Annotated in this window: 13 protein-coding genes; 10 read left to right on the forward strand and 3 right to left on the reverse strand. The window is 43.6% G+C overall.

Translation table 11 applies throughout. The features are described from left to right. Window positions 1-201 precede the first annotated feature (201 nt). The 3 genes from AB4558_RS21610 to AB4558_RS21620 form a co-directional block, all read right to left on the reverse strand. Window positions 202-1,923: an ATP-binding protein gene (locus AB4558_RS21610; RefSeq protein WP_017070552.1), complete on the reverse strand. Its 1,722-nt coding sequence runs from the start codon at window positions 1,921-1,923 to the stop codon at window positions 202-204. Beyond that, entirely contained in the window at window positions 1,923-3,107 is a 1,185-nt protein-coding gene (locus tag AB4558_RS21615; RefSeq protein ID WP_017070551.1) for an FIST signal transduction protein, read from the reverse strand. The genes AB4558_RS21610 and AB4558_RS21615 overlap by 1 nt, the downstream gene beginning before the upstream one ends. A 114-nt stretch (window positions 3,108-3,221) precedes the next feature. After that, on the reverse strand, window positions 3,222-3,587 hold the full coding sequence (locus tag AB4558_RS21620; RefSeq protein WP_017059645.1) for a hypothetical protein: 366 nt from the start codon (window positions 3,585-3,587) through the stop codon (window positions 3,222-3,224). Between the two features lie 252 nt (window positions 3,588-3,839). Here AB4558_RS21620 and ccoN point away from each other — a divergent pair, with 252 nt between their 5' ends. From ccoN to uspE, 10 genes are all read left to right on the forward strand, one after another. Beyond that, window positions 3,840-5,273: a cytochrome-c oxidase, cbb3-type subunit I gene (ccoN, locus tag AB4558_RS21625; protein ID WP_009846707.1), complete on the forward strand. Its 1,434-nt coding sequence runs from the start codon at window positions 3,840-3,842 to the stop codon at window positions 5,271-5,273. A gap of 11 nt (window positions 5,274-5,284) precedes the next feature. Next, the gene (gene ccoO / locus AB4558_RS21630) at window positions 5,285-5,905 is read left to right on the forward strand and encodes a cytochrome-c oxidase, cbb3-type subunit II (protein WP_017059643.1); all 621 of its coding nucleotides are present in this window, start codon (window positions 5,285-5,287) and stop codon (window positions 5,903-5,905) included. A 9-nt stretch (window positions 5,906-5,914) separates the two neighbouring features. Next, entirely contained in the window at window positions 5,915-6,088 is a 174-nt protein-coding gene (locus AB4558_RS21635; RefSeq protein WP_004733679.1) for a CcoQ/FixQ family Cbb3-type cytochrome c oxidase assembly chaperone, read from the forward strand. Beyond that, entirely contained in the window at window positions 6,088-7,062 is a 975-nt protein-coding gene (gene ccoP, locus AB4558_RS21640; RefSeq protein WP_017063857.1) for a cytochrome-c oxidase, cbb3-type subunit III, read from the forward strand. The genes AB4558_RS21635 and ccoP overlap by 1 nt, the downstream gene beginning before the upstream one ends. A gap of 108 nt (window positions 7,063-7,170) precedes the next feature. Further along, window positions 7,171-7,650: a FixH family protein gene (locus tag AB4558_RS21645; RefSeq protein ID WP_017059641.1), complete on the forward strand. Its 480-nt coding sequence runs from the start codon at window positions 7,171-7,173 to the stop codon at window positions 7,648-7,650. 5 nt (window positions 7,651-7,655) lie between these two features. Then, the gene (locus AB4558_RS21650) at window positions 7,656-10,028 is read left to right on the forward strand and encodes a heavy metal translocating P-type ATPase metal-binding domain-containing protein (protein WP_136982177.1); all 2,373 of its coding nucleotides are present in this window, start codon (window positions 7,656-7,658) and stop codon (window positions 10,026-10,028) included. Then, on the forward strand, window positions 10,028-10,264 hold the full coding sequence (gene ccoS, locus AB4558_RS21655) for a cbb3-type cytochrome oxidase assembly protein CcoS (protein WP_017070549.1): 237 nt from the start codon (window positions 10,028-10,030) through the stop codon (window positions 10,262-10,264). Before AB4558_RS21650 ends, ccoS begins: the two co-directional genes overlap by 1 nt. Continuing rightward, window positions 10,254-10,928, forward strand: a complete 675-nt coding sequence (locus AB4558_RS21660) for a sulfite exporter TauE/SafE family protein (protein ID WP_017070548.1) — start codon at window positions 10,254-10,256, stop codon at window positions 10,926-10,928. Before ccoS ends, AB4558_RS21660 begins: the two co-directional genes overlap by 11 nt. 86 nt (window positions 10,929-11,014) lie before the next feature. After that, window positions 11,015-11,761, forward strand: coding sequence for an FNR family transcription factor (locus AB4558_RS21665; protein WP_017059637.1), 747 nt, complete (start codon window positions 11,015-11,017; stop codon window positions 11,759-11,761). Window positions 11,762-11,893: 132 nt separating this feature from the next. Further along, window positions 11,894-12,844 carry a universal stress protein UspE gene (gene uspE, locus AB4558_RS21670; protein ID WP_017066876.1) on the forward strand — a complete coding sequence of 317 codons (951 nt, stop codon included), beginning with the start codon at window positions 11,894-11,896 and terminating at the stop codon, window positions 12,842-12,844. Window positions 12,845-12,881: the final 37 nt, after the last annotated feature.

Below are 12,881 nucleotides of genomic sequence, written 5' to 3' on the forward strand. Positions count from 1 at the left end.
ATTACTAAATTGCTCTAACATTTTTGGTGCGTATTATGTATATTATGTTAAATGGTGTTTGGTATTTATAAGGCAGGTATCTTTGTGCGATGCCCTGCCTCTTGTTTATCTACCAAATCGATGTTCTATTTAACAGTAAGGCTATTTACCATAAAATACCTAATAAACATATTTCCTAATCTTCGATTAAGAATACGTTTATTAGACTTCAAGCATTAATCGATCAATTGCTTCTGTGATCTCTTTAGTTCTTACTGGCTTGGTCACGAAATCATTCATGCCGACATCTAAGCACGAACATTTGTCTTCTACTGATGTGTGTGCTGTTAGCGCAACGATTGGTGTTTTGATGTTTGCGTCTCTCATGTATTTGGTTGTGGTTAATCCATCCATGACCGGCATCGACACATCCATTAAGATAATGTCTATTGATTCGTTGCCTCTTTCAATAAAGCCAATCGCTTCTTCACCATTACTTGCGATGAAAACCTCGTGGCCTTGTCTTGTAAGGATTAACTTTATCACCATTTGATTCGTTGGATTGTCTTCGACAACTAACACTGAATAACGGCTTCTTAACTCTCGTGAAGATTCGTCTTCTTTGTTAGCCAGATTATTCGTAACTCTAGTAAGCACTGGCAACTGTACTTCGAATTTGGAGCCTTTTCCAGGCTCACTCTTTACCGATATGCGCCCGCGCATCAGTTCAACCAGTCTTTTAGTGATGGCCAAGCCTAAACCTGTGCCACCAAATCTACGTGTGATTGTGCTATCAGCTTGCACAAATGGACTGAACAGCGACGAAAGTTGTTGCGAGCTAATGCCAATCCCTGTGTCTTCCACCGTTATATAGAAAGAGCTCTGCTGGTACTTTATAGAAACATGGACATGCCCACGCTCAGTGAACTTAATCGCGTTACCGATCAAATTAAATAGGATCTGTGCCAAGCGACTTGGGTCGATGTAATGAAGTTCACCTTCAGGGATATCGCTAGTTACTGTTAGCGGCAAACCTTTATCGTCTGCTGTCTTCTTTTGTTCAGATAATACAAAAGTTACAGTGTCTCTTACGTTGCTCCATCGAGGAGCCAACGAGAAACACCCAGATTCAATCTTAGAAAAATCCAATACGTCACTGATAATTGCCAGCAATAGCTCAGATGATGTGCTCATATTAAGCAGTATAGACTGTTGTTCTTCGTTCAATGATGTGGATTTTAGGGCGTCTATTAGGCCAATTATGGCATTTAGCGGTGTTCTTAATTCATGACTCATCATCGCGAGGAATTCAGACTTGGCCTTGTTGGCTCTTTCTGCGTCTTTTCTTGCTGTGACAAGCTCTGCGGTACGTTCTCGAACGGTTGCTTCAAGCTTTTCTTTGTTCTCAATATCGAAAACAGCACGCTCTATCAACGGTCGAAAACGGTTTAGTGTGGCCTTAGTTTCAATACTAAAGTGCTTGGTATTCGAGTGGATAAAGATGATGACGGATTGTGTTAGTCCGCTATCGATACCAGTAATTAGAACAGAGTTGATTTGATCGAGGATAATGGGATGTAAGGAATTGAATTCACCCAGAGACTTGGGTTCAAAAAGGATGGCGCATTCTCCATTGATCACTCGAGATAACTTGCCACAATCACTCCAATTCATCTGTTCGAAGACTTTGTTATTGCTTAGCAGGGTTTTGAAACTGCCTTCGTTCCCTACCCTTGATACCACGATAAAGTCATCAAACTTAATGTATTTTTTGAGCACGAACTCGAGACTGGAGAATATCTCAGATATGTTACTTGCCTTACTGATCGCAGAGATGGTTGATAAGATCACCCTGTTCTCTTCAGCCAGCTTTCGCTCACGGGCTTTTAGTTTTTGCAGTTCAATACGTGCTTCTTGCAGCGCTTCTTGACCTTCAGAACCCATTACTTTTTCAACCTATAAAACGTTGCAGACGATACCATTAAATTCCCGTGTGCATTCTCGCCACCAGAGAGCCTGCCTTGTTCACCAAACGTAAATGGACATATGTATGGGAGCCCATTAAGTGCTTGATTTATTTGGTCACAAACCTCATCCATATCTTGTTTAAGGTTCAACATTGAGCCTGCACAAAAGATATTGATCGCCCCTAGTTTCTCTTCAAGATCCATGTCGTTGTAGTATGAGGAGTGAATGATATTCGCGGCGCGGCTAATCAACTGCTGCTTAGACCCTTGCATCAGGTAGATGGTGTCGCCTTCACTGATGTCTGTGAACAGCTCAATCCCATTACACTCCGTCTCTCTGATCGAATGAGACAATTTGAAATATGGGTAATCGTAAGAAGAGCCGACTTTCCTGCCTAATGGGTAGACTGACGACTTTTCGAATATGTAGCCATCATCACTGCCATCTAAGTGGAAATTAGTCCATTCGTTGTAAACGGTGACGGCTGGCCTGTGGTCTATCTCCAACAAAATTCGGTTTCTTACTTTGGTCACGGTGCCTGAATACCGCGTAGGCGTATGACCCGCGCTGAAAGAGGAATAGATGGACTGAGACGCAAACACTACCGTTAAAGACACACCATTTATAGACAGCGACTCTTCGGTGAAGATACTCCAATTTCCGGAAACCTGGTTGTCTGCAGCACTGCCACCAATAATTGGCACTTCAGTACCAAATTTCTTATCGATAGCCGCCATCACCTTTTCTTCGTTACCCGGTGTGGAATGCAGCAAGATAAGATCAGGAATTTCACCTTCTCGGTTGGCGTTCTTGAGTGCTTTGTCTATCGCGCTGAAGGTACTGCGGTCTATGGAGTCGCTGAAATGTTCGATTCCCGTACCATAGGCGTTGATCCCCGAGTCATAAATAATGAGGACGCCAATGACTGGACCAGAATGAAAACCAGTTTCGGTCATAATGCCGTGACAAGTAGTACAGCCATGTATGGGAGTGTTCGGGAGAGCATCTACGAAATATCTCTGCACAGCGAGTGTCGAATACTCTTCTGTGCAGTAGCAAATAAGACAAGCAATATCGTCAGGGTTTTCCACCCCGCTGAGCAACTCATCTACTGCGATTTTATCGTCTAGGGAGTAAGAGACTTTTGATAGAAATTTCATAGATTCTGGGTAACTTTATTAATGCTCTCTTTATAACACTTTAATGCATTGTGTTTCACTGATTTGGTACATGTTTCTATCAAAAGAACCGAGGTGTGCCCCAGTTTCTCTCTGTTACTCCTTAGAAAGGTTTACAGAAAACGTGCTCACCTGTTGTGGAAATGTAACCGTTATTGAGGAGGTCTTATCACTAGTTTGTAACAGCCAATTTGATGGTCCTTTTTCTTCCAGAATTCCGCTTTCATTATAGCTAATGATAAATTTGCCAGTTTTAGATGTTTCGATCGAATACCCTAGGTTATTGCTTGAAACTGAAACATTATGATTATCAATACCAAATTTACAAGGTTTTGAAACTATACAGTTTACTGTTTCGTTATTATCGTATGTTACTGTTCTCCAAGTAAATGCAGCTATTAAAATAACCAACATGACGATAATTTGAACAAGCCTGCCTTTTGTTAGCTTTTGTGCCGCCATTATAATCTTTACTCCTTGTTACAAAGTTCAAAGTTTTTAAATAAAAATCCAATTCCAGACCAAGCGTAAGGTTACTACTCTGTCATTGATTTGTTAATTCAAGTATAGTGTCGCGTTGAAAATGCCACTTTTTTTTAAAATCAGCAAGTGGAAATAAAGCCCTGAATAGGCTGAATTTCCTTTTCTAATTTGGGTGGCATTACGACGTGAGTCGTGTTGGAAGTAAAGTGTAGTAAATAAGAAATTGGAAGCATGCAAATGAGCCAAGAAAAGCAGCTTGAACAAAACTACAACTATACGGTCGTCCGTCAATTTACCCTAGTTACAATTTTGTGGGGTATTGTCGGTATGGGCGTTGGTGTTTTGATTGCCGCTCAATTAGTTTGGCCACAGCTAAACTTTGATACGCCGTGGTTGACGTACAGTCGTTTACGTCCCCTGCATACTAATGCGGTTATTTTTGCGTTCGGTACAAGTGCGCTGTTTGCAACATCATATTATGTTGTACAACGTACCTGTCAGACGCGTCTCTTTGGTGGCCCTCTCGTAGCCTTTACCTTTTGGGGTTGGCAAGCGATTATCCTGTCCGCTGCAATTACTTTACCGTTAGGTTTAACCTCTGGTAAAGAATACGCAGAACTTGAATGGCCAATCGATATTGCTATTACTCTTGTGTGGGTAGCTTATGCGGTCGTGTTCTTCGGAACCATGATTAAACGTAAGACATCGCACATTTACGTAGCAAACTGGTTCTTCGGAGCCTTCATTATCACGGTTGCCGTGTTGCACATCGTTAACAGCCTAGCTGTTCCTGTCTCTGCGTTTAAATCGTACTCGATTTATTCCGGAGCGATCGATGCAATGGTGCAATGGTGGTACGGACACAATGCGGTAGGCTTCCTATTGACAGCTGGTTTCCTAGGCATGATGTACTACTTCGTTCCTAAACAAGCTGGTCGCCCTGTTTACTCTTACCGTTTGTCGATTGTTCACTTCTGGGCTCTCGTGTCTCTGTATATCTGGGCTGGTCCTCACCACCTACACTACACTGCACTTCCTGACTGGACTCAATCTCTAGGTATGGTTATGTCTTTGGTTCTGTTTGCTCCATCTTGGGGTGGCATGATCAACGGTATTATGACTCTATCTGGTGCGTGGCATAAGCTTCGCTACGACCCAATCCTACGTTTCCTAATCGTTTCTCTATCATTCTACGGCATGTCGACTTTCGAAGGCCCAATGATGGCAATCAAAACGGTTAACGCACTATCTCACTACACGGACTGGACTATCGGTCACGTTCACTCTGGTGCGTTAGGTTGGGTTGCAATGGTTTCTATCGGTTCGGTTTACCACTTAGTTCCTAAACTATTTGGTCAAGAGCGTATGTACTCTGTATCCCTAATCAATGTTCACTTCTGGTTAGCAACGATTGGTACGGTTTTCTACATTGTAGCAATGTGGATCTCTGGCGTGATGCAAGGTCTGATGTGGCGTGCAGTTAACTCTGACGGTACATTAACTTACAGCTTCGTTGAATCTGTAGAAGCGTCTTACCCGTTCTACTTTGTACGTTTCTTAGGTGGTTTCATCTTCCTATCTGGTATGTTCTTAATGGCATACAACACGTACAAAACTGTTTCTGCACCTAAAGATAGCCTTAAAGCTATCCCTCAACCGGCTTAAGGAGATTTAGAATGAGCTCAAATTCAAATAATCGCCATGAGTTGGTAGAGAAGAATGTTGGCCTACTAGCGATTCTTATCGTTATTGCTATCAGTTTTGGTGCTTTAGTAGAAATTACCCCACTTATTTTCCAAAAGCAGACTACTGAACCTGTAGAAAATCTACGTGTTTACTCTGCTCTGGAAATGGAAGGTCGTGATATCTACATTCGCGAAGGTTGTAACGTATGTCACAGCCAAATGATTCGTCCTTTCCGCTCTGAAACTGAACGTTACGGTCACTACTCTGTAGCTGGCGAAAGCGTTTGGGAACACCCATTCCTATGGGGTTCTAAGCGTACTGGTCCTGATTTAGCGCGTGTTGGTGATCGTTACTCTGATGAGTGGCACCGCGTTCACCTTATCGACCCTCGCGAACTTGTTCCTGAATCAAACATGCCTGGTTTCCCATGGCTTGCTGAGAATGTACTTGATGGCAAATTGACTAAACAGAAGCTTGAAATCTTCCGTAATCAATTTGGTGTTCCTTACACAGACGAACAAATTGCTAACGCTAAACAAGATGTTGAAGGAAAAACAGAGATGGATGCAATCATCGCTTACCTTCAATCGCTTGGCCACGCAATGAAATAAGGAATAATTATGGACATTATTACATTTCAAAGTGTTTGGACTGTTACTGTTTTTGCTTGTTTCATCGGCATCGTTTGGTGGGCTTTCGGTAAAAATCGTAAGTCGCGCTTCGACGAAGATGCAAACCTAGTGTTCGCTGATGAAGCACCTGCGAAAGATAAAAATCAAGGAGTGACGAAGTAATGAGTACATTCTGGAGTATTTGGGTAACAGTAATCACAATCGGTACATTGATTGGCTGTGCAGCCTTACTTCGTTGGTGTTCCAACGATAAAACAGGTGTAGAAGAAGGTCAGGATATGGGCCATGAATACGATGGTATTCGTGAGCTTAATAACCCGCTACCTAAATGGTGGACATACCTTTTCGTTAGCACAATTGTGTTTGCAGCTGTTTATCTAGCTCTATACCCAGGCCTTGGCAACTTTAAAGGTCTACTAGGTTGGACGAGTTCAAACCAAACAGTTCGTAGCGTAGAAGAGTCTCGCTCTGCAATCGCTGCTGCGCAAGCAAACAAACAGTTAGACGCATACGCGAAAGAGCTTGATGATGCAGACACCTACTTTGGTGAAGCATTTAGAAAGCTAGCTCACGACGAAAATGGTCTACGTTCCGTCCCTGACATTGCATCAGATGCTGATGCAATCAAAGTGGGCCAACGTTTGTTCCTACAAAACTGTTCTCAGTGTCACGGCTCTGATGCACGTGGTCAGAAAGGTTTCCCGAACCTAACTGATGACGCATGGTTATATGGTGGTGAACCACAAGCTATCGTTACTACCATCATGCATGGTCGTGTCGGTCAAATGCCAGGTTGGAAAGACGCTCTTGGCGAAGAAGGCGTAAAAGAAGTAGTTAGCTACACGCTTAGCCTTTCTGGTCGTAGCGTAAACGCACGTGAAGCAGAGGCTGGTAAAGCTCGCTTTGTAGTGTGTGCAGCGTGTCACGGTACTGATGGTAAGGGTAACCCTGCTGTTGGCGCCCCTGACCTGACTGACCGCGACTGGCTATTCGGCGATTCTCGCGCTGATGTGACGGAAACAGTCATGTACGGACGTTCTGGTGTAATGCCGGCTTGGAAGGACATCCTCGGTGAGGATAAGGTTCAGCTCGTCTCTGCCTACGTCTGGAGCCTCAGCAACTCAGATAAAGAGTAACATAATAATAACAGCCCCTTCTTAAGGGGCTGTCTTTCTTTTACAGTTATAACCTTAAGTGTTTGTAAAAATTAGTTTTATTTCATTGTATATATTGAGAATAATAATATGGAACAACCTTGGTATAAGCAGTTTTGGCCGTGGTTTTTGATCTTCCTAACCGTTGGCGTTTCTATGCTAACATTGGTTCGAGTCGCGATACTTACCAACCATTCAGTTAACGTTGTCACTGAAGATTACTATAAAAAAGGTAAAGGTATTAATGTCGACATTTCGAAAGTAAATGTTGCTAAAGAGCTTGGCTTATCAGCTTCAGTTAGCGAGAAAGGTAACTCAGTTATCATTACTCTCGACAAAGGCAAGCTAGACCACTTCCCTGCTATTAGCGCAATGTTCGTACACCGAACGCTGCCTGACCGTGATTTTACTCAGCTACTGACCGCTGATGCGAGAGGCAACTACACGTTGACTCTGGATCATGAAATGCAAGGTCCATGGTTTATCGAGCTTTCTCCGCATGATTCTGAATGGTTAGTGCAAGGTCGCATGAACTTCCCTATTGATACTCCTACTCAACTAACGAACTAAATCTTATGTGTGAATCCTGTTATCACTGCGGTGAAGATGTACCAGCGGAAACGGATTTTAAAGTAGAAATCTTAGGATCGGTGCGACCTATGTGTTGTCCGGGTTGCGAAACCGTAGCCCAGACAATCGTTGATAGCGGTCTGGTCTCTTACTACCAATATCGTACCGCTCCAGCTGAAAAAGCGGATCTCGTGCCAGAGCAACTTCTGGCACTCAGTCATTACGACAACGAAGATGTTCAATTGGAGTTCGTCCGTAACTCTGAAAACACCTCTGAAGTGACATTGTCACTAGAAGGTGTCTCTTGTGCTGCTTGTGCTTGGCTTATTGAAAAGCAAGTCTCTTCAAAGTTAGGGGTTGTTAGTATTCGTGTTAATACCACGACTAACCGCGCCCTGCTCAGTTGGGACAACACTCAGACGAAACTGAGCGAGCTGTTGTCTGCAATCCATACCTTAGGCTACAAAGCCGCACCTTTTGAGGCTGATCAACAAGAAGCCGCCTATCATCGATCGATGAAGAATTATCTCTATCGTCTTGGTATTGCTGGTTTAGCAACCATGCAGGTCATGATGCTGGCTGTGGCGTTGTATCTTGAAGTCTTCGGTAACCTTGAGCCCGAATTCAAAAGCTACTTCCGTTGGGTGAGCTTAATCTTTGCAACACCGGTTCTGCTCTACTCTGCATTGCCTTTCTATATCAACGCGTGGCGTAGCCTCAAAGGTCGAACATTGGGTATGGATGTACCTGTGTCGATCGCTCTTTTGTTTGCCTACGTTGCAAGTTTGGTCGCAACGGTGACAGAGAAAGGTGAAGTATTCTTCGAATCTATCTCGATGTTTACCTTCTTCCTACTGCTTGGTCGTTTCCTTGAAATGCGCGCTCGTCGTAAAGCCGCCGCTGCTAGTGGTAACCTGCTTAAGCTCGTTCCTGCTATGGCAACAACGTTAGATGGCGAACAAGTTCCAGTCAAAACCTTAAAAGTTGGCGACCAAATTCGCGTTCTACCGGGTGAGCACATTCCTGCCGATGGCAAAGTATTGTCTGGCAGAGTTCATATCGATGAATCGATGCTGACTGGCGAATCTATCCATGTGGTCAAAAACGAAGGCGATACTGTCTACGCTGGTACATTGAATGGTGATGAGTCGTTTGAACTGGAAGTGATGACATCAAAAGCGGATTCGGTGATTTCCAATATCGTTCGCCTGCAAGATGAAGCACAACTGTCTAAACCCCGCATTGCAGAAATTGCTGATGTTGTGGCTCGATACTTTGTTGCGGTGATCTTAATCATCTCATTCGGTACTTGGTTTTACTGGCACCAAACACGACCAGAAGACGCTTTCTGGATCATGCTTTCGGTATTGGTCGCAACGTGCCCTTGTGCTCTGTCACTTGCAACACCGACGGCGATTACTTGCTCAACGTCTCGCATGGGTAACTTCGGTATTTTGCTGCGCAAAGGCCACGTATTCGAAACCTTGTGCAAAGTAAATCACTTGATCATCGATAAAACAGGTACATTGACTGAGGGTGATATTCGTATCAGCCAAGTTGAAACCTTCGCTGAACTTGATAAAGACACTTGTCTCAAAGTAGCGGCGAGCCTGGAACAACACGCTAACCACCCTATCGCTAAAGCGTTTAAGACTCATATTTCAGATGATATCGAAGTAGAGTCTGTCAATAACGTAATTGGTTCAGGCATCACTGGTGAGTGGAACTGCCAAGAAGTTGCGATTGGTAGTAGCGAATTCATTCTAGGCGAAGCTCAACCATCGGAAAGCAACGGCATTTACTTGTCGATGGCGGGCCGTCATATCGCGACGTTCACTTATGAAGATCCCATTCGTAAAGAAAGCATCGAGTTTATTAAGCAATTTAAAGAAGCGGGCATCAAAACAACTCTACTTACTGGCGATTCTTTGATCAATGCGAAGCCTGTTGCTGAAGAGATCGGTATTACTGATATTGTTGCTAACGCGAAACCTGAAGATAAACTTGCTTACTTGAACTCTCGAGATGCAAGTGACATTACTATGATGGTTGGCGATGGGATAAACGATGCCCCTATTCTTGCGGGTGCTCACCTTTCTGTCGCTATGGGCGGCGGTACGGATGTGGCGAAAGCCTCTGCGGATATGGTGTTGTTGGGTGATAAGCTTGATAGATTACTTAAGTCGCGTACTTTGGCGTTAAAAACGCGTAAGATAATTCGTGAAAACCTAGCATGGTCATTGGGATACAACCTACTCATCCTTCCATTGGCCGTTGCGGGTTTGGTTGCTCCATACATTGCCGTTGTGGGCATGTCTGCCAGCTCTATTATTGTTGTGTCTAACTCGTTAAGGCTTTTAAAAGAGCAAGGTAAATAATGGAAAGTTTATACATTCTGATCCCCATTGCGATTGTTCTGGTGTGCATCGCTGTTGGTATTTTTCTATGGGCGGTGAAGAGCGAACAGTTTGAAGACCTAGAACGTCAAGGTCACAACATTCTGTTTGATGAAGACGAAAAGGCTCACAACCATTCTGATAGCAAACCTGTCAAGAATGAGAAAGCTAACGGCGAGAGCCAAACTAACGTAGACAAAAAGAACGATGACGCCTGATTGGATCGGAGCCTTTGTTGTTGGATTGATCGGCGCAGGTCACTGCATGGGAATGTGTGGTGGTATTGCGTCGCTTCTTTCGATTGGCAACAGTAAACCTTCCCCTGTTATTCCCCTACTTTATAACCTAGGGCGCTTGCTAAGTTATGCCGTGATTGGCGGTGTGATTGGCGGTGCAATCTCTTCGATAGGTCAGCTAAGCGATTTTAACGCTCTGCTAGGTTGGCTGCGATTATTTGCTGCTGGCTTCATGATCGTCTTAGGTTTGTATATCGGTAAATGGTGGTTCGGCTTGTTGTTCTTTGAAAAAGTCGGACAGAAGCTATGGCGTTATATCTCTCCTTTAGGTAAATCATTTCTACCCTTGAAGCACCCTAGCCACGCTTTGCCGTTTGGCTTTATTTGGGGTTGGCTACCATGTGGCTTAGTTTACTCAATGCTTACGTGGGCGGCCGTATCAGGAAGTTGGTACAACGGTGCAGGTATTATGCTTGCTTTCGGTTTAGGGACGCTCCCAGCGATGCTGACGGTTGGTATGGGTGCTAATTTCCTCAAGAAACTGCAACAAGCTGACTTATTTCGCCAACTAGGCGCAATTTTAATCCTCATTTACGGTTTCTATACCGGTTATATGGCACTACAGCTCATTATTTATACCGTATAGCCATTCTTTAAATCCGGTTTTTTTACTACCCAACTGGATAAAGGAATGCTAAAATATTGACGTATATCAAATAGTGAAAGATTGTTATGATTTCTGAAAAGCCTGTGACGAAACGTGTTCAGTCTGGTGGCTGTGCGATCCATTGCCAGGATTGTAGTATTAGCCAGCTCTGTATTCCGTTTACTTTGAATGAATCTGAACTCGATCAACTTGATCAGATCATTGAGAGAAAAAAGCCTATTCAAAAAGGCCAAGAGTTATTTAAAGCCGGTGACGAGCTTAAATCTCTATATGCTATTCGCTCTGGAACGATCAAGAGCTACACGATTACTGAGCAAGGTGATGAGCAGATTACTGCGTTCCACCTAGCGGGCGATCTTGTTGGCTTCGATGCGATTACTGGTGACCAACACCCTAGTTTCGCACAAGCGCTAGAAACTTCTATGGTATGTGAAATCCCATATGAGATTCTTGATGACCTATCAGGAAAAATGCCTAAATTGCGTCAGCAAATTATGCGCCTGATGAGTAATGAGATTAAAGGTGACCAAGAAATGATTCTGCTTCTTTCTAAGAAGAACGCGGAAGAGCGCCTTGCTGCATTCCTTTACAACCTTTCTACTCGCTTCTCTCAACGTGGCTTCAGCCCGCGTGAGTTCCGCCTAACGATGACTCGTGGTGATATTGGTAACTACCTTGGTTTGACTGTTGAAACAATCAGCCGTCTTCTAGGTCGTTTCCAAAAAGCAGACATCTTGAGCGTTAAAGGCAAATATATCACTATCGAAGATCACGATGCGTTGATGGAACTTGCTGGCGTTTCAAAAGAATAGTCTAGATATCAATGATGTAGTTCAATAATGAGCTACATCATGTTTCTCTCTTAAAACCTCTTATATTTCTCTTAATCTCTCCATAACTACGCTACATTATTTATATGTTCGGTCTGAAAAGTAGGCTTAGTTATGAGTATCTATAACAAAATTTTAGTTGTCGCAGACATTAATCACGATGAGCAGCCTGCTCTATTTCGTGCTATCCAACTTGCTAAGAAAAGCACCTCAACAAGCCACATCACTTTCTTTTTGTCGATATACGACTTCTCGTATGAAATGACATCTATGCTCTCTATCGATGAAAGAGACGCAATGCGCAAAGGCGTAATTCATCAACGCGAAATTTGGATGAATAAAGTCGCAGAACCTTACCTAGATGATTCTATTGAATTTAATGTACAAGTGGTTTGGCATAACCGCCCATACGAAGCGATCATTGCCGAGGTTTACAGTGGTGAGCACGACATCTTAATCAAAGGTACGCGTAAACACGATACTTTGGAATCTGTCATCTTCACTCCAACCGATTGGCATCTGTTGAGAAAGTGCCCTAGCCCAGTGCTATTGGTTAAAAACGATTTCTGGCCAGATCACGCGAAGATTTTTGCTTCAGTTCATGTAGGTTCTGAAACAGAAGCTCATTTAGAGCTTAACGATACGATGGTCGACAGATTGCTAGAGATCACCGGTCGTTTGGATGCGGAACCGTTCTTGGTGAATGCCTACCCTGTGACACCTGCGAATATTACCATTGAACTGCCAGAGTTTGATCCAACGTCTTATACCGATGCGGTTCGTGGCCATCACTTAACGGCAATGAAAGCATTGCGCCAGAAGCACGGTATGTGTGAAGAACAAACTGTGGTTGAACAAGGCTTGCCAGAAGATGTTATTCCTCGCGTCGCTTCTGAAAATAACGCTGCGATGGTGATTCTGGGTACAACGGGTCGTACTGGCTTGTCTGCCGTGTTTATTGGTAATACCGCGGAACATGTTATCGATAAGATTAACTGTGATGTGTTGGCTCTTAAACCGTCTGGTTACGTGAGCCCACTAGACCCTAACCTTTCGAAAGGTTAGGTCAGGGATAGTTTAACTTGTCTCGTCCTAAAATACG

Source organism: Vibrio sp. 10N.222.51.C5 (assembly GCF_041474575.1).
In the GTDB taxonomy this organism is placed as follows: domain Bacteria; phylum Pseudomonadota; class Gammaproteobacteria; order Enterobacterales; family Vibrionaceae; genus Vibrio; species Vibrio crassostreae_C.